Genomic DNA, 21,871 nt, shown 5'->3' with positions numbered 1-21,871 from the left:
CGAAATTTGTCGTGTCATGCAGCGAGCAACATCGCGAGGACGGCCGTATCGGGATGGCTGATGGGATCGAGGCCCACACGGCTGATCATCGACGTCACGGTGCCGTCCGCCTCGGCCTCGACCCAGGCGGCACGATGGTCCAGCCCGAGGTGCGGCAGACCCGGCAACAGCACGCACCCCGACGCGGCCCCCGCGCACTCCGGCAGCGTCGGCATCGTCTCCGACGGCGGATGCAGCATCATCAGCGCGGCCGGCTGATGCAGCGCGAATCGCTCGGGGGTCACCGCGTGGTCCCCGATGACGGGGCCCTCGGACAACACGATGCCCACGGTCCCCTCGTGTGGGTCGTCGGGCAGTTCCTCGCGGACACAGAAGACGGTGCTGGTGTCCAGCAGGCCGGGGGTCGACGCGACCCGCACCGTGAAGGCGAGAAGCTGCGCCCATTCCTTCGTCGTGTCGGGCCACCGGCCGGAGATGACGAAGCCGCGCAGGGTTCCCGACACAACGTCGGGTAGAGGAAGAGAACACCACCATCGCGCTGGCACACAAGTGGACACGAGTGCCAGATGTGGCGGGTGAGACGACGAATGCCGCGCCCTCGTGGGGACGCGGCATTCGCGGTACGACTGTGCGGCGGGACTACGGGAAGATGAGACCCGAGGTCTGCGACGTGGCTGCGGCGAAGCGCTGCTGCACGTCGGCCCAGTTGACGACGTTCCAGAACGCCTTCACGTAGTCGGCCTTGACGTTCTTGTACTGCAGGTAGAAGGCGTGCTCCCACATGTCGACCTGCAGCAGGGGAATGATGCCGAGCGGCACGTTCGCCTGCTGGTCGTACAGCTGGAACGTGAGGAGCTTCTTGCCCAGCGTGTCGTAGCCGAGCACTGCCCAGCCGGAGCCCTGCAGACCGTTGGCCGCGGCGGTGAACTGCGCGCGGAACTTGTCGAACGAGCCGAAGTGGTCGTCCAGTGCGGCCGCGAGCTCGCCCTCGGGCTTGTCTCCACCGTTGGGGGAGAGGTTCTTCCACCAGATGGAGTGGTTCACGTGGCCACCGAGGTGGAACGCGAGGTTCTTCTCCTGCAGGAAGATCGAGCCGTGATCGTCCTTGTCACGGGCGTCGGCCAGCTTCTCCAGTGCGGTGTTCACGCCGGCGACGTAGGTGGCGTGGTGCTTGGAGTGATGCAGCTCGTTGATCTCCCCGGAGATGTGGGGCTCGAGAGCTGCATAGTCGTAGTCGAGGTCGGGCAGTGTGTACTCGGACACGTGTTTCCCTTCTCTTGCATCTGTTGTAGCTGACTGCTGGCGTTACCCAGCCAACGTCATTCGTACACCTCGCGCAAGAGTTCGACGCAGTCGGAGTGCAGCGCAGACGCACCGATGCGGACCGTGGTCCCCTTGCCCGCGCGCAGCGATGACGTGGGCGAACTCGACCGACAGGTGAACGGAACCTTAAGATCGAGGGTGATGACCTCCTCGACGCCCGACTCGGACGGTGGGGTGGTCTCCGTCCGTACGGCGGCCGATCCGCCGCGGATCCGGTTCGGCGGAGTCGACATCCTGCGTGCGCTGGCGGTCCTGACCGTCGTGTACTCGCACATCTCGTACTTCCTGGTCGACGATCTCGGAACACCGTGGTGGCTCATCGACGTCGTCACCCTCGTGTTCGTCGAGCACGGCGGTCTGAACCACCATCTCTCGTTCGTGGGCGTCGCGTTCTTCATGATCCTCACCGGACTGGTCGCGACCGCGTCCGTCGTCCGCAACTCGCCGCGCGCCTTCCTCGTGGGGCGGGCAGCGCGGTTGCTCCCGGTGTTCTGGCTGTCGGTCCTCGCCGCGATCGTGCTGGTCCGCCTCGGGGTGAACGGGATGTTCTCGCAGACCGTGGGCATCAGCAACGCCGAGGCCGCCATGAGCTTCGTGCTCGGCGGCTTCTTCGTGCGCCCGGAGGTCGTGGTCCTCGGGGTCACCTGGACGCTCGTCGTCCAGGGGGTCTTCTACGTGTACGCGGTGAGCATGCGCCGGGTGCTCGCGTCCCGCCCCGTGCTGGTTCCGGTCGTCGGCGCGGCGGTGTGCTGGCTGATCCTGCTCTACACCGATCTGGTGCCGTACGAGTACACGATCCCCATGGTCGACAAGGTCGCGGCGACGTTGCCCACCGTCTTCCTGGGCCAGATCGTGTATCTCGCGTTCGCCCGGCTGGCGTCGTGGCGGGCCCTTCTTCTCGCGGGTCTCGCCCAGTTCGCCGTCATCCGGTACGCGACGACGGTGGACGCCTTCCACGTTGGTCAGCAGGGTCACTTGTGGACGGTGCTGGTGCTCGTCGTCGCGGTGGTGCTGGTGGCTCCCACCGACACCGCGTTCGGTCGTTCGCGCGTGATCCACTGGCTCGCGACGCGCAGCTACACGATCTACCTGGTCCACACTCTGGTGCTCTACCGCATCTACTCGCTCGTCGAGCCGCATCTCGGTGCGACCGTCGCGGTGCTCGTCTTCGCGCTGATCACCGGTGTGCTCTCGGATCTCGTGTACCGCTACGTCGAGACGCCGGCGGCACGGTGGATCGCCCGCCACTGGTCGGGGCATCCGCGGACGCCTGCCCCGACCGCGAACGAGCCGACCTCGAGTGACCCGACCTCCGGCCCTCAGGCCAGCTGACGCATCACCTCGGCGGCGACCAGCTCGATGTGGTCGAGATCGGACAGGTCCAGCATCTGCAGGTAGAACCGGGTGGATCCGAGCTCGGCGTACGTTCCGAGCTTGTCGACGATCTCGGCAGGCGTCCCTGCCGCGCCGTTCGCCCGGAGCTCCTCCACGTCCCGTCCGATCGCGGCGGCGCGGCGGGCGATCTCGTCCTCGGTGGTGCCGCAGCACAGCACCAGCGCGTTGGAGAACGTCATCGACGACGGATCACGGCCGATGTCGGAGCACGCTGCGCGCACCCGGTCGAACTGTGTCGCCGTCGCGTCGGTGTCCGCGAACGGGAGATTGAACTCCGTCGCGTGACGCGCGGCGAGTTCCGGCGTCCGCTTCTTCCCCATGCCGCCGATGATGATGGGCGGCGGACTCTGCACCGGCTTCGGCAGAGCGGGTGAGTCGGTCACGGTGAAGTGGTCGCCCTGGTACGAGAACGTCTCACCCGCGGGAGTGCCCCACAGACCGGTGACGATCGCGAGGGTCTCCTCGAAGCGATCGAAGCGCGTGCCCACCGACGGGAACGGGATCGCGTACGCCGCGTGCTCCTCTGCGTACCAGCCTGCTCCGAGCCCCAGTTCGACGCGGCCGGCGCTCATCGCGTCGACCTGCGCGACCGAGATCGCCAGGGGACCCGGGTACCGGAAGGTGGCCGAGGTGACGAGGGTGCCGAGGCGGATCGTGGAGGTCTCCCGGGCGATGCCGGCCAGGGTGATCCAGGCGTCCGTGGGTCCGGGGAGACCGTCCGTGCTCATCGCCAGGTAGTGGTCGGAGCGGAAGAAGGCGTCGTACCCGAAGTCCTCGGCGGCGCGCGCCACGCGGACCAGGTCGTCGTAGGTCGCGCCCTGCTGCGGTTCGGTGCAGATTCTGAGGTCCATGGTTCGACAGTAGAAGGGCGTGCCGGAGTCGGGGAGCGACCGTGGGTGCGACACACGCGAAGAAAACGGGATCGAGTCCCGTTTCTGTGGATGTTTCTGTGGATGATGGGGATGGTGATTGTCGATCAGCAACCTCCATAAGGATTCGAAGATGCTGATCGACAATACTGCTCCCCATGGACTTCACCGCCGAGGCCGAACTGTCCGCCGCGCTCGACGACCTGCACGCCGCGGAGATCGACTCCCTGGCCTCGGCGGTCGCGCCGTTTCGCGGGCGCCTCACCCGGAGCCATCTCGGCCGCGCGCGCCTGGTGGTCACACTCTCGGCCGACGGCCTGCCGCAGGCCGTCACCCTCGCCTCGGCTCTGCTGCGAGACCTCGTCGGCGGTCGCGACCTCGTGTCGCTGTCCGTCCGCTCGGCACGAGACCACGAGTCGGTCTCCGGACTGCCGCCCACCGACGGGTGGTCGTCGGTGTCCGAGGTGGCGGCGGAGCGGGCGATCTCCCGACAGGCCGTGCTCGCGCAGATCGCGGCGGGCACCCTGCCCGCGGCGAAGGTGGGGACCACGTGGGTGGTGGCCCGCGGCGCACGACGGTTCGAGAGCGGGCGGTTCGAGAACGACTGGTGATCGACGGTGGCACCGGGGCGAGGGGCGTGACAGGATCGAGTGCGTGAGCTTCGGATCCGTACCGTCCGTGTCCGTCTCCGACGTCCCGGAGCCCGGTCCCAGCGCCGCCCTGCTCGACGTCCGTGAGGACGACGAGTGGACCGCCGGGCACGCTCCCGGCGCGCTGCACGTCCCGATGGGCGACGTCCCGTCGCGGATGGCCGACATCAGCGTGGACGGCACCCTCTACGTGGTGTGCCGCCAGGGTGGGCGTTCGGCCCGCGTCGTCGAGTACCTGCAGCACGCGGGAGTCGACGCGGTGAACGTGGACGGCGGCATGGTGGCGTGGCAGCAGGCCGGCCTCCCGGTCGTCGACGACGCCGGTCGCCCGGCCACCGTGTACTGACGCCGTGACCGCTCCTCGGCCGGTGGCCTGGTTCCAGATCTGTGCGCGCTGCACACGGCGCATCGACGTGGGGCCGTCGCCGCGGCAGTGGTGTCCCGTCTGCCACGGGGTCCTGCTCTCCCCGGTGCCGGTCGGGCAGTCGACTGCCCCGGTCGGGCAGTCGACGATGGCCGTCCGTCGTAACTTCCGCTGGGTGGCCTCCGCGCCCGGATCCGCGCCGCTGCGCCGTGTCCGCCGGGTCCCGACCCCCACCCCCCGTTACGACGTCATGCCCACCTGGGGTCTGCCGATCGCGCCGCGCCCGCACCCGAGTGCGCCGGAGAGCGCCACGGACCGGCTGGCCCGGCGCTCGACCTCCCTGCTCACGGCGACCGTCGCCCTGTTCGTCGCGGCGGCCGTCGCCGAGGTGGCCCGGTACGTCGTGCTGCTCGTCAGTCGCGACCGACTGATGCCCGCCGCGGTCCTCGCACTGTCGGACGCCGCCGTGTGGTGCCTGTCGTTCCTGTCCCTCGGAGTCGGTCTGGTCGCCGCGGTGGCGACGGTCGCCCGCGTGGTCCGGTTGCGGCGGGGCGCCTACGCCCGTCACGGACTCACCGATCCGCGGCGCACGCGAACCCTGTACCTCGGATCGCTGCTGCCGATCGTCACCCTGCTGTTGCCCGGGGTCTTCCTCACGGAGCTGGCCCGCACGAGCGAGCACCGGCTCCGGCTCGAGCGCCTGGTGCCGTGGTGGTGGGCGGCCTGGGTCGGCAACTGGCTGCTGATCGCCGCAACTGTCGCGTGGCGCACCGTCGACGGCATCCAGGCGCAGGCGAACGGTGTGGTCCTCACCGCGATCACCGACCTGGTCGCCGCGGGGGTGGCCGCCCTCACGCTCACCGTGATCCGCCGAGCCGACGGCCGCACCGTGCGCGGCGACACCCGCACCCTCACGCGATGGACGGTCCTGCCGACCACCCCCGTGTCCGACACGACCCCGGCCCCGGAGGACACCGCACCCGACCAGCTCGCCGACGTCCGATGATCTACTCCGCACACGAGGCCACACCCCTCGTCGTCGCGCATCGAGGCTCGTCGGGAACGCGGCCGGAACACACACTGGTGGCGTACGAACAGGCGCTGCGCGAGGGGGCCGACGGCGTCGAGTGCGACGTGCGGCTCACGCGCGACGGCCGGGTGGTGTGCGTCCACGACCGACGGATCGACCGGACGTCGTCGGGAACCGGGATCGTCAGTGCCCTCACCTACGAGGCACTGTCCGGCCACGACTACGGGACAGCCGACGATCCGGCGAACGTGCTGCTGCTGAGCGATCTCATCGACATGGTCATGGCGTGGAAGGCGAAGCCCGCCAAGATTTTCATCGAGACCAAGCACCCGGTGCGCTACGGGGGCCTGATCGAGAACGCCGTGCTGGCGGAACTGCACCGCTTCGGCATCGGCCGACCCGGGTCGGCGTCCCTGTCCCGCGCCGTCGTGATGTCGTTCGCGCCGTCGGCGGTGTGGCGGGTGCGGCGATCGGCGCCGATGCTGCCGACCGTGCTGCTCGGCACCGCGTCGCGCTACATCGGCGGCGGCGCCGCGACCACGGTGGGCGCCACGGCGGTCGGGCCCTCGATCAAGACGCTGCGTGATCATCCGAACCTGGTCGACCACGCGGCGGCGGCCGGTCGAGCGACGTACTGCTGGACCGTGAACACCGAGGAGGACGTGCATCTGTGCCACGACCTCGGGGTGCGCTGGCTCGCCACCGATCATCCGGGTCAGGCGCTCGCGTGGTTGGACGACAGCATCACCCGGTAGGTTCGACGCTCGTGGGTAAGAAGAGCAAGAGAAACAGCGGACCGAAGCCCGACAGTCGACGCGCGGAGCTGCTCGAGCAGCGCAGAGCCGAGCGTGAGGCGCTGTCGTCCGCGCCGGTGCGGCCGTTCGAGGGCCTCGCCTTCGAGTGCGACATCGTGGCGATGCGCGAGTTCGTCGCCTCCGCGTCGGCATCCCTCCCGGTTACGGGAAGCGACCGTCCCTTCACTCTCGCGACCGTGCTCCCCGGTGCCGTCGCCGCACTCGTGCGTGACGACGAGCAGAAGAACGCGTTCGTCGCGATGCAGGTCCAGACCTTCTCGGAGGATCTGTCGGCCGACCTCGCCGCCTCCGTCGTGTGGGCCTCCTCGGCGACGCCCGGAACCTCGACGGCGGCGTCGAACCCGTCCGCCGAGACGCCCGCGCTCACGGAACTCGTGGACGCGACGTCCCCTCTGGACATCACCGTCCACAAGGACTTCTCGTGGTGGATCCCGGAGGGCGCGGGAGCGGACCCCGAGGTCGACGCCACCATCGAGCGCGCCAACGGTGCGATCCTCCCGTCCGCCCGCATCACGGCCGACGGTGTGTCCGCGGCCTGGTGGGTCGACGCCGGCGACAAGGCGCACATCCGCTGGGTCCGCCCCGAGGACGAGGATCAGTTGATGATCGCGCTGGCTCGCTTGCAGTCGGTGGGTGAACTGCATGTGGGGGAGGGATCGCGCTTCGCCGGCTCGTTCCGTACCCACGGCCTGCTCGTGCCCGTCTTCGACCTCGATCCCGAGGTTCATCCCGACGAATGGGCAACGGGCACAGCGGCTCTCGGCCGCAGGCTCGACGAGACGCTGGCCGACACCAGCGAGCTCACCTCCGAGCAGCGGCGCGCCCGTGACGGCCTGCGCAGCCGCCAGGTCACCCTGCGCTGACGATCAGGCGAGTCCCCCGGCGGCCCTCGGCGCGTTGCCGCCGCCGCGGGACTCGCTCGTCATCTCGCGGGCGATGAAGTCCTCGATGTGGAAGAGGTTCTCGCCGGCACGGTCGACGATGGTGAGCAGCGTCGTCATCGACGCCACCTCTTCGATCTGCTCGGCGAGGAACCACTGCATGAACTGCTCGCCCAGGTAGTCGCCGGTGTCGCGGGCGGTGCGTGCCAGCGTCGTGATCTGCTCGGTGACCTTCTTCTCCTGCCGCAGCGCCAGCTCGACCGGCTCGCGCACCGACCCGAACGCGTTCACGACGTCGTCGACCCCGGGCACCCGGACCTCGAGGTCGTTGTCCAGCAGGTACTGGATCATCATCATGGCGTGGCCGCGTTCCTCGTCGGCCTGGGCGTAGAACCGTGCGGCGAGCTGCGGCAGATCCGCCCCGTCGAAGTGGACCGCGATCGCGATGTACTGCTGCGAGGCGGTGAACTCGTGTCGCACCTGTTCACGGAGGAGAAGGTGGAACGCGCTGGACTCCCTGTCGTGGAACACCCCGGAATCCCGGGCGTCGGAGGCAGCGGACACGTCGTCGAGGCTCATGACGACACACGGTACTGGGTCGAGCGTGTCCGTCGGGACGCGTCATCCGCCGCCGACGAGGTCGGGGGGCAGCTGCTGATCGGTGGCAAGGAGCTCGAAGAACCGGGACGCCCGCTCGCGGTCGGACAGCAGGACGTTGCCCGAGCCGTCGACGTCCTCGAACCCGGAGACGGGAATGGTGGTGGTGACCATCTCCCCGCGCAGCGCCCAGCCGAGGGAGGCCAGGTTCCAGATGTGGTCGCCGTCGTCGACCTGCAGCGACTTCACGACCCCCCGTACCAGCGGCACCGCCCGGAACGGGTTCAGGAAGGTGGTCGGGCTGGTCGCCTTCGAGAGCAACGACGACAGGAAGAGTCGTTGGTTGTTCATCCGATCGATGTCGGCGAGTGCCGTCGCGCGGCTGCGGACGAAGCCGAGCGCCTGCGGACCCGAGAGCTCCTGGCAGCCCGCACGCAGGTCGATTCCTGCCAGGGGGTCGACGATGTCGTAGGGCACGCAGATGTCCACCCCGCCGATCGCGTCGACCATGTCGGCGAACCCGCCGAAGCCCACCTCGGCGTAGTGGTCGATGCGCAGGCCCGTCACACCCTCCACGGTCTGCACCAGCAGCGGCGCGCCGCCGAGGGAGAACGAGGCGTTGAGCTTGTCGGTGCCGTTGCCGGGAATCGGCACGTACCAGTCGCGCGGGAGGCTGACCATCGTGGTCGGGCCGCTCGCCGGCACGTGGATCAGCAGGATCGTGTCGGTCCGGCCCGCACCGATGTCCCCACCGGTCGCGAGTTCGGCCTCCTGCTCGGGAGTGAGTCCGGTACGACTGTCCGATCCGACGAGCAGCCAGTTGGTCCCCGGGGTGTCCCCCGGGCGACCCTCGTAGTTCCCGAGCGCGTCGACTCGGGACAGCGACGTGTCCGCCCAGACGGCGCCCCCGACGACGAGCAGGAGCAACACCACCAGGGCGATACCTATGCGGCGACCCCACCGTGGCCGCCGGCGTCGACGCGTCGGCTCGGGCGGCACCTGGCGCGGCGGAACCGGGGCGGGAGCAGGGGCGCGGCCTCGATCGGCCGGCCCACGCCCGTCGTCGTACGGTCGCCGGTCGTCCCGGTACCGATCGTCACGCCGTGGCGCGTCCCGCGCCGGGGGAACCGCCGACCACGCCCGCGGATCCTGCCGGGGTGGTGGCTGCTGAGGACCCCGCTGCACACGGGTCTGGTCGGCCCACCCCGGAGGGCTGCCCGCCCGTCGCCGCACCACCGGCGGTTCCTCCGGACCCGGACGGCGAGGGGGTGGCGGTCGCCGCCGCGGGTCGTACGGAGGTTGCTGGCTCATCCGGCGACTCTAACCGGCCGACCTGTCAGCCCGGCAGCCACGAAACGTGATCCCGCAGGGCGGCGAACCCCACGAACGCCACGATGTCGATGAGGGCGTGGGCGATCACGAGGGGCCACAGTCGACCGGTGCGCTGGAAGTACCGGCCGAAGATCAGACCCATGACGAGGTTGCCGACGCCGGCCCCGAAGCCCTGGTAGAGGTGGTAGCTCCCGCGCAACACGGCCGACGCGAGCAGCGATCGGTTGTCGGTCCACCCGAGGGCGCGCAGCCGCGAGATCAGCCACGCCACCACCAGGACCTCCTCGGCGACCGAGTTGGCCACCGCGGAGAGCGTCAGCGTGATCGGGCGCCACCACACGTCGTTCAAGGTGCTCGGCAGCACCGTGACGTTGAGATCCAGTGCGACGGCGACGAGGTAGAACAGCAGGCCCGGGATGCCGATGATCGCGGCGAGCCCCACGCCGTGCAGCACGTGCGGGCGCAGGCGGGGACGTGCGAAGCCGATGGCGCGTGGCCCGATTCCGCTGCGCCACAACAGGTACAGACCGAGTGCCCCCCATGCGCAGAGCCGGACGACGCCGATCAGTTGACGGAGGAAGTCGATCGGTCCGAGAGTCGACTGCGGCACGTTGATCGCCACGGTCTGGTCCGACAGGGCGCCCTGCTCGAGCGCGCTCTCGACGAGCGACAGAATGCTCGACAGTCCGCTGAGCCCGAACGTGAACAGCAGGACGACGACGATCTCGATCCGGATCGACCGTGGCGACTCGGTGGTGGGTGTCTTCTCCGGATGCACCCGGTCGATTGTGCCCGTGACCCGTCTCGAGGGTCGTGGTCAGTGGTGGTCGCGCGCCCGCAGGCCGTTCATGAACGGGCATCCGGCGAGCACGCGCAGCGCGCGACCGAGCTCGGTCACGTCGGACACGGGGTTCGCGAACGGCACCCGCACATCGTGGTCCTGGCCCTGCCCCTCCACCCGGATCCCGACGCCGTAGCGGTCGATGCTCAGCGGCCGGGCGCGACCGATGCGCAACGACGGCGGGAGTCGCCGCGCGATCTGCTCGACCATGTCCGAGTGGTCGCTGTCGAGGTGCTGCAGCCAGCCTCCCTCGACCTCCCAGAACGGATCGGGATCGGCGTTCATGAGGTCGCGCACCGGCACCGGCTCCGCCCCCGTCGCATCGGCCACGACGACGGACTCGAGCAGGAGACGCATCAGGATGCCGCTGTGTCCGATGTCGAGCAGTCCCGCGTGCGGGTACTGGGAGGCGACCGCCGCGGCGACCGCGCGCTCGGCGGTGTCCGGGACGCGGCGCAGCTCACCGCTGAGCCAGACCAGTGAGCGCACGGGTTCGCGCAGGTCCAGGGGAGTGTGGTCGGTCAGTTCGAGCACGGCGGGGATCCCCGCGGAGCCGGCCTGGAAGGACACGGCCCCCACGGTGCTGTCCGCGGGCACCACCATGACGATCTCGCCTGGCGAGCGCAGGAAGTGCATGGTCGTGGCGACGGGTGCGCTGCCCTCCACCGCCAGGACGGTGTGCTCGGCACGTAGACACACGCTGCGCACCCGCTCGGCGGTGGACGGCGCGGTGGTGGTGACGACACCGTTCATGACGGCCCCCTCGGGTGGAAGTAATTAGGTAAGGGTTAGCTAACCAGCCCTCGCGCCGGTGCGCAAGACGTCGAACTAGACTCGGAGCGTGCCCACGATGCTGACCCTGGGCGTGCGCCCCCGGCGAGATCCCGAGGCCCTGTTCGCCGACCTGCTCGTCGCGACCGTCGACGACGTGGCGACGGCGGAGGCCCTCGAACCGCACTCACTCGTCGGAACGGCCTGTGTCCCGCTGAGTGCGGTGGACGACTCGGCCGCCCTCGAACGGTTCCTCGTACGACTGGACGTGGCTCCGCCCGACGAGCCGCCCTCGGTGCGCGCCTACGTGGTCGCGGCGACGGCCGAGCAGCTGGGCGACGCGGTGGCGATCGCGCCGGGCTCGTCCGTCGTCGTGCTCTGCCCGGACGGCGAGGTCGTGGAGACGACGGCGCTCGTCGATCGGGCCGGTCGGCATCCCGGCCTGGACGCGGGGTGGCCCGAGGATCGGGTCGCCGACTTCCTCGCGGTCGTCGCGCACGCGGAACACGGGTTCTTCGCCGTCGCGACCGACACGTCCTCGGTGCTCGCCGTGCTCGCCGGAACGGTGGCCGCACTGCGCGGCGACGACGTCCGCAGCGCGCTCCGCTCCCCGGATCTGGCCGCGCTGGTGGCCCTTCATCCCGACGCCGCGGCCGCGACCCGAGAGGTCCTTCTCGGTGTCCTGGTGCCGAACGCCGGGAACATCGCACACGAACTTCGCCGTCGGATCGACGAGATCACCGGCGACGCGGCGGGGGACGCGTAGCGTGACCGGGGTGCGCATCGCCTACTTCGGACCCTCGGGAACGTTCACCGAGATGGCCCTGGGGAAGCTCGAGGCGGACGGGGCGTTCGGCGCTCCCGTCGAGCGCGTGAGTGCGTCGAGCCCGCCCGCCACCCTCGAACTGGTGCGCTCCGGTGCGGCCGACGGCGCGGTGGTGCCCATCGAGAACTCGGTGCAGGGCTCGGTCCCGCCCACCCTCGACGCGCTCGCGATCGGGGACCGGCTGCAGATCCTCGCGGAGACCGAACTCGACGTGTCCTTCACCATCGTCGCTCGTCCGGGCACCGCCATGGCGGACGTCCGCACGATCCGGGCCTACCCCCACGCCGCCGCCCAGGTCCAGCAGTGGATCGCCGCCACCATGCCCGATGCTCAGGTGGAGTTCGCGTCGTCCAATGCCGGTGCGGCCGAGGACGTCGCGGCCGGACTCGCCGACGCCGCGGTGTCCACCGGTCTGGCGGGCCGACGGCACGGACTCGACGTGCTGGCCGACGGCGTGGCCGACGTGGAGAACGCACGGACCCGCTTCGTGTACGTCACGCGCCCGTGCCCGCCGCCCGCGCCCACGGGTGCGGATCGCACTGCCGTGGTGCTCACTCCCGCCAACCGGCCCGGCACATTGGTGTCCGCGCTGGCCGAGTTCAGCACGCGCGACATCGATCTGACGTTCATCGAGTCTCGCCCTCTCCGTACCCATCTGGGCACCTATCGCTTCTACATCGACTGCGTCGGCCACATCGACGACGTCGCGGTGGCGGACGCCCTGCGGGTCCTGCACTCGCGCACCGACGTGCGGTTCCTCGGCTCCTGGCCCAGTGCGTACGTCGCCGCCGGCGGTCCTCGCCCCACCGACGACCGCGGCCGGGACTGGTTGGACGCGTTGCGACGGGGAGATCGGTGAGCGGCCGACTCGTCCTGGTGCGGCACGGTCAGACCCACTCGAACGTCGCTCGTCGTCTCGACACCCTGCCGCCCGGCGCGGAGCTGACCGAGCTCGGACACCGACAGGCGCAGGAGTACGCCCGGACGGTCACGCAGACGCCGGCCGCCGTGGTGTCGTCCATCGCCGTCCGCGCACGTCAGACCGCGCAGTACCTGGCCGACGCGACCGGCACGATGCTGACGGTGCGCGACGGTCTGCAGGAGACGTTCGTCGGCGACCTCGAGGACCGCAGCGCCGAGGAGGACCACGCCCGCTTCACCTCGGTGTATCGCGCCTGGCTGGACGGTGACCTCGATGCCCGCCTGCCCGGGGGCGAGTCCGGCGCCGAGGTGCTCGCCCGCTACGTGCCGGTACTGGACGAGCTCCGCGCCACCCACCTCGGCGACGATTCCGCCACCGTCCACGTGGTGAGTCACGGTGCTGCGATTCGGCTCGTCGCCGCGGTGCTGTCCGGGATCGATCGCGACTTCGCCGCCGACAACCATCTCGACAACACGGGGACCGTCGAACTGGTTCCCGCCGAGGATGTCTCGGCCTGGGACTGCGTGCGCTGGGGCGACTACACGCCCCCGTTCGAGACGAAGGGCAGCCGCACTCCCGACGATCCGATGGGCTGAGCGGACACACGGACCAGGTGGTCGTCGAGTATCGAGCGCCGTTCCAGCGAGGTGATCAGCGAGCGGAGTGCTCCGACGGTGCGTACCGGTGTCGCGGATCGCACGGACGTGCTCGATCGTCCGGCCGGATCCTGGACCGTGGTCGCGACGACACGGCCGGAGTCGCTGTCGTACACCGCGATCGACGGGTCGACCGTGGTGGTGACACCGTGATCGTGTCGGAGTCCGACGATCTCGGTGTGGCGGGTGCAGTGCGGGACGACGTCCTCGATACCGGCCGTGAGGACGTCGGTGTACTCGGTCAGCGGATCGATCGGCGCTCCTGCGGCGTCGCCGAGCCAGGCCGCGATCAGGGCGGCCATGTCGGTGTCGACCCGCGTGATCGTCACCGATCCCTCGCTCTCGGTCATCCACACCGGATCGTCGATGTCGTTGCCGCACAGACATCCTCGCCGGTTCTCGATGCCGGTGGAGTGGCCGACGATGCGGACGTCGACACTCCAGCGAGGCGCCGCCGCCGCACGGAGCATCGCGGCCAGATCACGGTGCAGGCCGCCGTCGGCTGACACCAGGAGACGATCGGCGAGGCGTCGGGCGGCACTCGCGAGCACGGTCGCGCGATCGGCGACGGTCGCGCCGGCCGGGTGCCATCCGAGAACGGCAGGGAGAGAACGTCCTCCGATCGCCCCCACGAGATACGTCAGTTCGTTCGTGTCGAGCGTGAGCGAACCCTCGAGCGGGACGTCCCCGCCCAGCACCGGCGCCGCGCTCATCGCCGCGCCCCGATGACGGCGGGCACGACCGGAACTCCCGCCTCCTCCTCGACGACGGCAGGTGTCCTGCGGGCGTGCACGACATCGTCGGAGCCGAGCCTGCTGTGACCCATGGGAAGTCCCGCGCCGAACGGCGACCGGGCGTGCGCGGCGCCGGACACGGACGCGTCCTGTCCCGCTGACACCGCCGTGTCCGATCCGACGCCCGCACCGAGGAACGGTGACGGCGTCCGTGCGAACGAGCCACCGGCGGCGTGCACGGAGCCATCCTGTCCGCTGCCACCTCGCCCGCCGCCGCCACCCCACCCGGTGGCGACCATCGGAACCTGCTGCGGCACAGCGTGGGTGATCGTCGGTGCCGCACCGGCCTGCGGTGCCGACGACAGAACGGAGGACAGCGTCGACCCGGCCTGCGCGGGCATCTGCTGGATCAGCGACGCCGCCCTCGTGACGGCGGGATCGTGTCCGATGCTGTCCGTGGTGAGGGGCGACCGGTGACCCTGGTGCGCCGCCCCGTCCGAGAATCCATGCTTCTGCCGGTCGGATCCGCTGTCGTCCGACGGCGGTGTCCCGGCCTCGCCCGGCACCGGCCTGTGACCGGGGACAGCAGAGATGACCGTGGAGGTGGCCGCGGTGACCGCCGTGGTGATCTGCGGGGGCATCTGCAGACCGTCGACGAGCGCGAGCGGCGCCGTCGCCGCTTCGTACGCCTCCATGACCAGGGCGGCGCGGAGATCGAGCGCGGCGTCGGCGGCATCGGCAGCCTGCGCCGCGCCGGTGAGGGCGCCGCCGGTGGCGTACGCGGTGGTGCGTCCGGCCTTCACCGCGGCAATCTCCGGCAGTGTCGGCATGACGGCGAGCGCGGTCACCACCGTCGCGGACTGGGCGGCGGCCCGAGCGGACACGGCGGCGGCGTGTTGCGCCGCTCCCGTGCCCCACGTCGCGAACGCCGTCATCCCCGCTCCGGCGGCGTCGGCGGCATCCCCGTCCCACGTGGCTGCCAGTGCGGACGCGACACCGCTGACCGTCGCGGCGGCCGCGGCGAGTGCCGTGGCCACCGCGGCCCACGCCGTGCCGGCGGCGGCCAGCGGAGCGGGGCCGGCACCCGCGAGCAGTGCGGCCGAGTTCACCGCCGCGGTACGCGGGAGCCAGAACACCCCGGTGGGCCCGGCCGTCACGCGGTGCCCGCGGTCAGGGCCGTGGAGAACGACGCGTCGACCTCGCGGTACGCCGCCGCCTGGACTCGCAGGGCAGCCGCCGTCTCGTGGAGCTCGGTCACCGCCGCGGACGTCGAGGTGTCGAGAGACTGCGCGGTCGACCAGAAGTAGCGTGCAGCCAGCGCGGACACCTCGTCGCTGCCCGCGGGGGGAGGACGGAGCGCGACGGACGCGGAGGCGAGAGACGACGCCAGGCGCATCGCCGCGGCATCGAGTTCCGACGCGGCCGCGAGCAGCGCCTCGGGATCGACGAGTACGTGGCCGGGCATGGGGGTCTCCGTTCGAGCGTCCGGTCGGATCTCGAGACTTGGACGCGCGACGGCGGGAATCGGTTCCGCGGGTGGAAAGCGGAGCTCAGCCGAAGCCGAGTTCGTGCAGGCGATCGTCGTCGATGCCGAAGTGGTGCCCGATCTCGTGGGCGACGGTCACCGCGATCTCGCGGCGCGCGTCGTCCTCGTCACGGGCGATGTCGAGGATCGGCAGTCGGTAGATCGTGATGACGTCCGGCAGGTGCCCGCTGTACTCGAACCGTTCGGTCAGAGCGACGCCCTCGTACAGACCCAGGAGATCCTCCGTCGGGTGTTCGTCCTCGACCAGCACGACGACGTTGTTCATGTATGCGGCCAGCTCGTCCGGGAGAGTGTCCAGCGCATCGCCGACCGCGTTCTCGAACTCCGCTTCGGACATGCTGACCGACACGTCACGCACCGGGCAGGGGAGACGCTCCGGGGAGCGGGATCGGCAGGCTGCGGCCGTCCGGAACGGGAGGCGGCGGAACCGGCGCGGCGCCGTCGATGGTGATGTCGCCCTTCGCCGAGCCGACGATGGACGCGAACCCGCCCGACTCGACCTCCTTGCCGATGGAGCAGCTCACCTTCTTGCTGCCCGCCAACCAGCTCGAGGCGTCGACGTTGTCCCAGAACAGCGTCAACGTCTTCTCCCGGAGAACGTCCGGACCGCCCAGGTAGGCGTCCGACGCCTGGGTGCACGTGGGTTCGAGATAGCGGTCCTGGTCCTCGACGGACGGTAGTCCGCCGGGGAACTGCGCGGCGAGATCCACCACCGACACCACCTCGAAGGCGTGCGGAGCGGTGCAGTCGATCGGGTCTGTCGGCACGCCCGACTCGACGCCGACGCAACTACCGGTCTCCCAGACCATCGACTGGTCCTGGTCGGCGACGCTGCCGGTCATCACCTGCAGCGCGCTGGTCGCGCCGGTCTGTTGGATGCCGCACCGGATCGCGCGCTCGCCCGCGGCCCACCCGGCCTGGCTGGGGAACATGAGGCCGACCGAGTACTTGCCCGTGGGGTCGAAGCGGCCCCCGGTGTAGTCCTGCACCGCGGTCTCACAGTGTTCGTCGCGCAGGGAGGCGAAGCGGGCCGCGTCGGGATACGGCGATCCCGTCGCGAACTCGGCGACCGGGTACACCCCGAGGTCCACCGTCTCGGCGACCTCGAAGCGGTGCGGCTCCGCGCAACTCACCTCGGCGAGGTCCTGGCGGTCGGTGTCGGGGTCGTCGGTGGGGGTCCACTGCAGGCAGTCGCCCGCGTCGGACGAGCCGAAGGACGTCGTCGACGCGGTTCCGACGGTTCCTGCCGTGGACGGTGTGGCGAGCTTCTCGCTCCGGTCGAACCCACCGGACACACCGATGGTGACGGCGGCGGCTCCGATGGCGCCGATCGCGACCAGGGCGAGCAGCCGACGGGCGTTCGAGGCCTGGACGGTGCGGGGGCCACTCTTCTCGTCCGTCGCGGTGTCGGTCTCGTCGGCCGTCGATGCCTCGGGTACCACCGCGTCGGGCGCGGACGTGTCGGATGTGGACGCGTCGGGTGTCGCGATCTCGGACGTCGGGGCGTCGTCGACCACCGGGCCGTCCTCGCCGGACGGGCTCGGGGTGGGATCTTCGGGCTTCGGAGACATCGGCTCCATCATGCCTGCCGGTAGGTTCGGACGGTATGAGTGGTGCTGATACCGAGGACACCGGGCTCGAGGCCGGGATCGAGGACCTCGCGACGCGCGTGTTCGACATGGCACGCAGCGGCGACACCGCCGCACTCACCGCGTACGTCGACGCGGGCGTGCCCGTGGATCTGACGAACGGATCCGGGGACACCCTGGTGATGCTGGCGGCCTATCACGGTCACGCCGAGAGCGTCGTGGCCCTCGCGCACCGCGGAGCCGACGTGAACCGCGCGAACGACAAGGGGCAGACCCCGCTCGCCGGTGCCGTGTTCAAGGGGGAGGACGAGGTCGTCCGGGCACTGGTCGACGCCGGAGCCGACGCCGATGCGGGGCATCCGACCGCGGTCGACGCCGCGCGCATGTTCGGCCGAGAGGACTACCTGGACGTCCTCGGACGAGGGTGACCACATCGCCCCAGTAGGCTGACGTCCCGTGATCGACCTCAGAGTTGTCCGCGAGGACCCCGACGCCGTCCGTCAGTCGCAGCGCACCCGTGGCGAGGATCCGTCCCTGGTGGACGCGTTGCTCGAGGCGGACACCGCGCGCCGGGCCGCCGTGTCGGCTGCCGACAATCTGCGCGCCGAGCACAAGGCGTTCGGTAAGAAGATCGGTAAGGCCACTCCCGACGAGCGCCCGGAGCTTCTCGCGACGGCGTCCGCGCTCGCCGCGCGGGTGAAGGAGGCGGAGGCCGAGCAGAATGCCGCCGACGCGGCTCTCGACACCGCACACCGTGCGATCTCCAACATCGTGCAGGAGGGCGCGCCGGCCGGCGGCGAGGACGACTTCGTCACCCTCGAGACGATCGGTGAGATCCCGACCATCGAGAATCCGAAGGACCACCTCGAGCTCGGCGAGGCTCTCGGGATCATCGACATGGAGCGCGGCGCCAAGGTGTCGGGCGCTCGGTTCTACTTTCTGACCGGCTACGGCGCACTGCTGCAGCTCGGTCTGCTGCAGCTCGCCGCCCAGAAGGCAGTGTCGAACGGGTTCACGATGGTCATCCCACCGGTGCTCGTGCGGCCGGAGATCATGGCCGGGACCGGCTTCCTGGGCGCGCACTCGTCGGAGATCTACCACTTGGGCGACGACGACCTCTACCTCGTCGGCACGTCGGAGGTGCCCCTCGCCGGCTACCACTCGGGCGAGATCCTCGATCTGAACGGCGGCCCGAAGCGCTATGCGGGATGGTCGTCGTGCTTCCGCCGCGAGGCCGGCAGCTACGGCAAGGACACCCGCGGCATCATCCGTGTCCACCAGTTCGACAAGGTGGAGATGTTCGTCTACACCCGTCCCGAGGACGCGGACGCGGAACACCAGCGGCTCCTCGGCTGGGAGAAGGAGATGCTCGCCGCGGTCGAGTTGCCGTACCGCGTCATCGACACCGCCGGCGGCGACCTGGGATCGTCGGCTGCGCGCAAGTTCGACTGCGAGGCATGGCTTCCCACGCAGAACACCTACCGTGAACTCACGTCCACCTCGAACTGCACCACGTTCCAGGCGCGTCGACTCGGTGTTCGTTACCGCGACGAGAACGGGAAGCCGCAGACGGCCGCGACGCTCAACGGGACCCTGGCCACGACGCGGTGGATCTCCGCGATCCTCGAGAACCACCAGCAGCCCGACGGCAGCGTTCGCATTCCCGAGGCACTCGTCCCGTTCGTCGGCACCGACGTCCTGCGTCCGCCGACTTCATAGCCATACTGCACGTGAACGCACCCGATCGTGACTGGATCTGCCGTGTCGCAGGTTTCCGATCGATCGGGTGCGCTCACGTGCATCTGTGAGGCCGAGAATCAGCAGTGCGGGTTCGCTACTCGTCCCGTGTCGGCGGTTCGGTGACCAGGACGTCGTCTGCCGGCAGCGGGACGGCGAGTTCCACCATCCGCTCCGGATACGACGGGTAGGCGGGACGGATCCACACCTTGGTGTCGTCCAACTGCGTCATGACCATCCGACGCCACTGCCATTCCGGTGTCGCACGCCGGAGATCCAGCTCGCCGACAAGCGGTAACGGCGCACGCGCCCAGTAGGGCACGGACAGCGAGCTCAGCCCGCGCGCTTCGAGAACGTCGATTGCCGCCTCGAGCTGCACGTCCTCGGCGATCACGTGGCCGACAGGGTTGACGGCGTCCACGAGTTCGCCGTCGTCGCGAGCCATGTCGGAGACGGTCCACCCCACGAGCTCACCGTCCGATGCTCTGGTCACGGGGAGTCGGCTACGCCACCGGTCGATATCCACTTCCTCGACGGTACCGATGTCCGCGTCGGCTCATGATTCCCAGGACCGCGCCAACTTCCGTGCCGAGGCGATGATTGCGCGTGCCTCGTCCCGGTCGACGCGTGCCTGCAGAAGTGCGCCCGAGCTCATCGTCACCAGAATGCGAGCCCGATTCTCGGGATCGTCGTCACCCCGGTTCACCAGGGCGTCGGTGACCGCATCGGTGAGTCGCCGACGGTAGGCGTCGACGACGGCGGCGAGGGTGTCGTCGTGCGCGGCGGATCCCGCAGCAGTGTTGACCAGAAGACAGCCGCGACGTGGTGCTTCGGCATCGAGGTTCTCGAGTTCGACGTCCATCGACGCGAAGTACGCGTCCAGACCGTCGTCGGTACGCAACAGGGCGAGCCGCGGTGCCACCACCGTGTCGAGATAGTCCTGCACCGCTGCGTCGAACAGGCCGCGCTTGCTGGTGAACGCGTGATAGATGCTGGACCGGGACAGCCCGGTCGCCACCTCGAGTTCGGGCAGAGATGCGCCATCGAATCCTCTGTGCCAGAACACATCCCGCGCATCAGTGACGACCTGCGCCGCATCGAACGTCGCTCTCCTACCCATCTGTCACCCTTCGTCGGTGAGGCGTACGGTATTTAGTGTACCGAACGATCCACAAAAGGAGTATTTCGTGAAGAGCACCCAGATCCAGTTGGTCTCCCGTCCCACCGGATGGCCCACCGAGGAGAACTTCCGGTCGGTCACAGTCGACCTTCCCGACCTCGAGCCGGGCCAGGTGCGCGTCGCGAACGACTTCATGTCGGTGGATCCGTACATGCGCGGGCGCATGAACGACGTCAAGTCGTACGTACCGCCCTTCGCTCTCCACGAGACGATGACCGGTGGCGCCGTCGGCCGAGTTCTCGAGAGCCGTTCGGACGACGTCGCTGTGGGGAGTGTCGTGGTGCATCAGCTGGGATGGCGTGACATCGCGCAGGGAGAGGCCTCGGCTTTCCGTACGGTCCGTGAGATCGACGGCGTTCCGACCTCGGCCTACCTGGGAATTCTCGGTATGACGGCCCTGACCGCGTACGTCGGACTGCAGGACATTGCCGGGATGAAGCAGGGCGACTCGGTGTTCGTCTCGGGCGCTGCCGGAGCAGTGGGAAGCGCGGTGGGTCAGATCGCCCGCATTCTCGGCGCCGGACGGGTCATCGGCTCTGCGGGCTCGGCGGAGAAGGTCGACCTTCTGACCGGCAAGTACGGCTTCGACGCGGCACTCGACTACAAGCAGGCTCCGGTTCGCGACCAGCTGCGCACAGCGGCTCCGGACGGCATTGATGTCTACTTCGACAACGTGGGCGGTGACCACCTCGAAGCTGCGCTCGACTCGTTCAAGGACGGCGGACGCGCTGCACTGTGCGGTGCGATCTCTGCCTACAACACGGTAGGGACGACTCCCGGTCCGGACAATATGTCGAACATCGTGACCCGAGGCCTCACGCTGCGCGGCTTCACGGTGGGCAACTTCTTCGACCGGTTCCCCGCGTTCGCCGAGGACATGACCGCATGGCTCACCGACGGCAGGATCAGCTACGACGAGACGGTCGTCGACGGGATCGACCGTTCGGTCGACGCCTTCCTCGGCATGCTCCGAGGAGAGAACACCGGAAAGATGGTCGTACGGATCTCCGCTGCGCGGTAGCGCTACCGCTACGCTGCTGTTTGTGGAACCTGTCTATCGCACCATCATCGGCATCGCCCGCACGGTCTTCGCTGCTCAGGGCCTGAAGTTCGACGTGACCGGCGCGGAGAACATTCCCGCGCAGGGCGGTGCGGTGATAGCGGTGAACCACACCGGATATCTGGACTTCACCTACGCCGGCCTTCCCGCGCGTAAGCACAAGCGGTACATCCGGTTCATGGCGAAGAAAGAGGTCTTCGACAACTCGAAGTCGGGCCCGATCATGCGGGCGCTCAAGCACATTCCTGTGGATCGCGGCGCCGGCGCCGAGTCGTACAGGTCGGCAGTGGACGCACTCGCGCGCGGTGAACTGGTCGGCGTGTATCCCGAGGCGACCATCAGTCGTAGCTTCGAGATCAAGGACTTCAAGTCCGGGGCAGCCCGGATGGCGATCGAAGCCGGGGTTCCGATCATCCCCATGGTCATCTGGGGCGCGCAGCGTGTGTGGACCAAGGGGTTCCCGAAAAAGCTCGGACGCACGAAGACCCCGATCTCCATCGCGGTGGGAGAGCCGATCGCGCCGACCATGTCGGCCGGTGACCTCACCGCCCACCTGCGATCGACGATGCAGACCATGCTCGCCGACGTGCAGAAGAACTATCACCATCCCGCCGGCGAGTACTGGGTACCGGCCCGTCTCGGGGGGACGGCCCCGACCCTCGAGGAAGCCGACAAGTTGGATGCCGTCGACCTCGAGGCTCGGATGGCAGCGCGAGACGAGCGCAAGCGCGCCTCGGACTGACTAGCTGTTGG

28 protein-coding genes (1 of these 28 cut by a window edge) are annotated in these 21,871 nt (G+C 69.5%); 13 read left to right on the top strand and 15 right to left on the bottom strand.

All coding sequences use genetic code 11. The features are described 5' to 3' along the window. Nucleotides 1-14: 14 nt before the first annotated feature. On the bottom strand, nucleotides 15-503 hold the full coding sequence (locus QE397_RS19685) for a peptidase (RefSeq protein WP_307096850.1): 489 nt from the start codon (nucleotides 501-503) through the stop codon (nucleotides 15-17). A 136-nt stretch (nucleotides 504-639) separates the two neighbouring features. Then, nucleotides 640-1,263, bottom strand: coding sequence for a superoxide dismutase (locus QE397_RS19680; protein WP_027507329.1), 624 nt, complete (start codon nucleotides 1,261-1,263; stop codon nucleotides 640-642). Between the two features lie 201 nt (nucleotides 1,264-1,464). Here QE397_RS19680 and QE397_RS19675 point away from each other — a divergent pair, with 201 nt between their 5' ends. Beyond that, complete coding sequence (locus QE397_RS19675) at nucleotides 1,465-2,655, top strand: acyltransferase (protein WP_307096848.1); 1,191 nt, start codon at nucleotides 1,465-1,467, stop codon at nucleotides 2,653-2,655. On the opposite strand, the gene QE397_RS19670 is transcribed toward QE397_RS19675, so the two are convergent. Then, on the bottom strand, nucleotides 2,643-3,569 hold the full coding sequence (locus tag QE397_RS19670; protein ID WP_307096846.1) for an LLM class F420-dependent oxidoreductase: 927 nt from the start codon (nucleotides 3,567-3,569) through the stop codon (nucleotides 2,643-2,645). The genes QE397_RS19675 and QE397_RS19670 overlap by 13 nt on opposite strands. A 176-nt stretch (nucleotides 3,570-3,745) precedes the next feature. Between QE397_RS19670 and QE397_RS19665 the strand changes: the two genes are divergently transcribed. The 5 genes from QE397_RS19665 to QE397_RS19645 are packed head-to-tail and all read left to right on the top strand — an operon-like array spanning nucleotide 3,746 to nucleotide 7,309. Then, nucleotides 3,746-4,198, top strand: a complete 453-nt coding sequence (locus QE397_RS19665; protein ID WP_261776415.1) for a hypothetical protein — start codon at nucleotides 3,746-3,748, stop codon at nucleotides 4,196-4,198. Nucleotides 4,199-4,241: 43 nt separating this feature from the next. After that, nucleotides 4,242-4,583 carry a rhodanese-like domain-containing protein gene (locus tag QE397_RS19660; protein ID WP_204869490.1) on the top strand — a complete coding sequence of 114 codons (342 nt, stop codon included), beginning with the start codon at nucleotides 4,242-4,244 and terminating at the stop codon, nucleotides 4,581-4,583. Between the two features lie 4 nt (nucleotides 4,584-4,587). Then, on the top strand, nucleotides 4,588-5,607 hold the full coding sequence (locus QE397_RS19655; protein WP_307096843.1) for a DUF4328 domain-containing protein: 1,020 nt from the start codon (nucleotides 4,588-4,590) through the stop codon (nucleotides 5,605-5,607). Further along, nucleotides 5,604-6,386: a glycerophosphodiester phosphodiesterase family protein gene (locus QE397_RS19650; RefSeq protein WP_204869492.1), complete on the top strand. Its 783-nt coding sequence runs from the start codon at nucleotides 5,604-5,606 to the stop codon at nucleotides 6,384-6,386. The genes QE397_RS19655 and QE397_RS19650 overlap by 4 nt, the downstream gene beginning before the upstream one ends. Before the next feature lie 11 nt (nucleotides 6,387-6,397). Beyond that, on the top strand, nucleotides 6,398-7,309 hold the full coding sequence (locus QE397_RS19645) for a DUF5926 family protein (protein WP_027507323.1): 912 nt from the start codon (nucleotides 6,398-6,400) through the stop codon (nucleotides 7,307-7,309). 3 nt (nucleotides 7,310-7,312) lie between these two features. Here the strand turns inward: QE397_RS19645 and QE397_RS19640 are convergent, their stop codons facing one another. Genes QE397_RS19640 through QE397_RS19625 form a run of 4 tightly spaced genes read right to left on the bottom strand, consistent with a single transcriptional unit; the run spans nucleotide 7,313 to nucleotide 10,850 of the window. After that, complete coding sequence (locus QE397_RS19640) at nucleotides 7,313-7,906, bottom strand: ferritin (RefSeq protein ID WP_081821499.1); 594 nt, start codon at nucleotides 7,904-7,906, stop codon at nucleotides 7,313-7,315. Between the two features lie 42 nt (nucleotides 7,907-7,948). Continuing rightward, nucleotides 7,949-9,235: an LCP family protein gene (locus QE397_RS19635; protein ID WP_222647815.1), complete on the bottom strand. Its 1,287-nt coding sequence runs from the start codon at nucleotides 9,233-9,235 to the stop codon at nucleotides 7,949-7,951. Nucleotides 9,236-9,260: 25 nt separating this feature from the next. Further along, the gene (locus QE397_RS19630; RefSeq protein WP_051613717.1) at nucleotides 9,261-10,043 is read right to left on the bottom strand and encodes a CPBP family intramembrane glutamic endopeptidase; all 783 of its coding nucleotides are present in this window, start codon (nucleotides 10,041-10,043) and stop codon (nucleotides 9,261-9,263) included. A 30-nt stretch (nucleotides 10,044-10,073) separates the two neighbouring features. Beyond that, nucleotides 10,074-10,850, bottom strand: coding sequence for a DUF2470 domain-containing protein (locus QE397_RS19625; protein WP_307096839.1), 777 nt, complete (start codon nucleotides 10,848-10,850; stop codon nucleotides 10,074-10,076). A gap of 88 nt (nucleotides 10,851-10,938) precedes the next feature. Here QE397_RS19625 and QE397_RS19620 point away from each other — a divergent pair, with 88 nt between their 5' ends. The 3 genes from QE397_RS19620 to QE397_RS19610 are packed head-to-tail and all read left to right on the top strand — an operon-like array spanning nucleotide 10,939 to nucleotide 13,212. Then, a complete protein-coding gene (locus tag QE397_RS19620; protein WP_307096837.1) occupies nucleotides 10,939-11,634 on the top strand; it encodes a hypothetical protein in 696 nt (231 codons plus the stop codon). A gap of 1 nt (nucleotide 11,635) precedes the next feature. Beyond that, nucleotides 11,636-12,553: a prephenate dehydratase gene (gene pheA, locus QE397_RS19615; RefSeq protein ID WP_307096835.1), complete on the top strand. Its 918-nt coding sequence runs from the start codon at nucleotides 11,636-11,638 to the stop codon at nucleotides 12,551-12,553. After that, nucleotides 12,550-13,212 carry a histidine phosphatase family protein gene (locus QE397_RS19610; RefSeq protein ID WP_307096833.1) on the top strand — a complete coding sequence of 221 codons (663 nt, stop codon included), beginning with the start codon at nucleotides 12,550-12,552 and terminating at the stop codon, nucleotides 13,210-13,212. Before pheA ends, QE397_RS19610 begins: the two co-directional genes overlap by 4 nt. Here the strand turns inward: QE397_RS19610 and QE397_RS19605 are convergent. The 5 genes from QE397_RS19605 to QE397_RS19585 form a co-directional block, all read right to left on the bottom strand. Continuing rightward, complete coding sequence (locus QE397_RS19605; RefSeq protein ID WP_307096831.1) at nucleotides 13,155-13,985, bottom strand: ESX secretion-associated protein EspG; 831 nt, start codon at nucleotides 13,983-13,985, stop codon at nucleotides 13,155-13,157. The genes QE397_RS19610 and QE397_RS19605 overlap by 58 nt on opposite strands. After that, on the bottom strand, nucleotides 13,982-15,163 hold the full coding sequence (locus tag QE397_RS19600; protein ID WP_307096829.1) for a PPE domain-containing protein: 1,182 nt from the start codon (nucleotides 15,161-15,163) through the stop codon (nucleotides 13,982-13,984). Before QE397_RS19600 ends, QE397_RS19605 begins: the two co-directional genes overlap by 4 nt. Continuing rightward, nucleotides 15,160-15,471, bottom strand: coding sequence for a PE domain-containing protein (locus tag QE397_RS19595; protein WP_307096827.1), 312 nt, complete (start codon nucleotides 15,469-15,471; stop codon nucleotides 15,160-15,162). The genes QE397_RS19600 and QE397_RS19595 overlap by 4 nt, the downstream gene beginning before the upstream one ends. An 85-nt stretch (nucleotides 15,472-15,556) precedes the next feature. Next, nucleotides 15,557-15,889: a metallopeptidase family protein gene (locus QE397_RS19590; protein WP_081821502.1), complete on the bottom strand. Its 333-nt coding sequence runs from the start codon at nucleotides 15,887-15,889 to the stop codon at nucleotides 15,557-15,559. A 13-nt stretch (nucleotides 15,890-15,902) separates the two neighbouring features. Next, nucleotides 15,903-17,123 (bottom strand): septum formation family protein, encoded by a 1,221-nt coding sequence (locus QE397_RS19585; protein WP_081821501.1) that lies wholly within the window; start codon nucleotides 17,121-17,123, stop codon nucleotides 15,903-15,905. Nucleotides 17,124-17,158: 35 nt separating this feature from the next. Between QE397_RS19585 and QE397_RS19580 the strand changes: the two genes are divergently transcribed. Further along, nucleotides 17,159-17,569 (top strand): ankyrin repeat domain-containing protein, encoded by a 411-nt coding sequence (locus tag QE397_RS19580; protein ID WP_027507313.1) that lies wholly within the window; start codon nucleotides 17,159-17,161, stop codon nucleotides 17,567-17,569. Nucleotides 17,570-17,597: 28 nt separating this feature from the next. Then, entirely contained in the window at nucleotides 17,598-18,860 is a 1,263-nt protein-coding gene (gene serS, locus QE397_RS19575; RefSeq protein WP_307096825.1) for a serine--tRNA ligase, read from the top strand. A 115-nt stretch (nucleotides 18,861-18,975) separates the two neighbouring features. Here serS and QE397_RS19570 read toward each other — a convergent pair whose 3' ends face one another. Beyond that, nucleotides 18,976-19,371: a hypothetical protein gene (locus QE397_RS19570; protein ID WP_307096823.1), complete on the bottom strand. Its 396-nt coding sequence runs from the start codon at nucleotides 19,369-19,371 to the stop codon at nucleotides 18,976-18,978. Between the two features lie 63 nt (nucleotides 19,372-19,434). Continuing rightward, the gene (locus tag QE397_RS19565; RefSeq protein WP_307096821.1) at nucleotides 19,435-19,998 is read right to left on the bottom strand and encodes a TetR/AcrR family transcriptional regulator; all 564 of its coding nucleotides are present in this window, start codon (nucleotides 19,996-19,998) and stop codon (nucleotides 19,435-19,437) included. A gap of 67 nt (nucleotides 19,999-20,065) precedes the next feature. On the opposite strand from QE397_RS19565, the gene QE397_RS19560 reads away from it, so the two are divergent. Together QE397_RS19560 and QE397_RS19555 are read left to right on the top strand one after the other, a co-directional pair. Further along, a complete protein-coding gene (locus tag QE397_RS19560) occupies nucleotides 20,066-21,079 on the top strand; it encodes an NADP-dependent oxidoreductase (RefSeq protein WP_307096818.1) in 1,014 nt (337 codons plus the stop codon). Nucleotides 21,080-21,101: 22 nt separating this feature from the next. Continuing rightward, complete coding sequence (locus QE397_RS19555) at nucleotides 21,102-21,860, top strand: 1-acyl-sn-glycerol-3-phosphate acyltransferase (protein ID WP_307096816.1); 759 nt, start codon at nucleotides 21,102-21,104, stop codon at nucleotides 21,858-21,860. Here the strand turns inward: QE397_RS19555 and QE397_RS19550 are convergent, their stop codons facing one another. Beyond that, a protein-coding gene (locus QE397_RS19550) for a VOC family protein (RefSeq protein ID WP_027507307.1) crosses the window boundary here: on the bottom strand, nucleotides 21,861-21,871 show its 3' portion. 418 nt of this gene lie beyond the right edge of the window; only the last 11 of its 429 coding nucleotides appear in the window; the start codon falls outside the window, past its right edge; its stop codon occupies nucleotides 21,861-21,863.

This window comes from Rhodococcus sp. SORGH_AS_0301 (assembly GCF_030818285.1).
Classification (GTDB): Bacteria; Actinomycetota; Actinomycetes; order Mycobacteriales; family Mycobacteriaceae; genus Rhodococcoides.
This window is presented reverse-complemented; position numbering and strand designations above follow the sequence as displayed.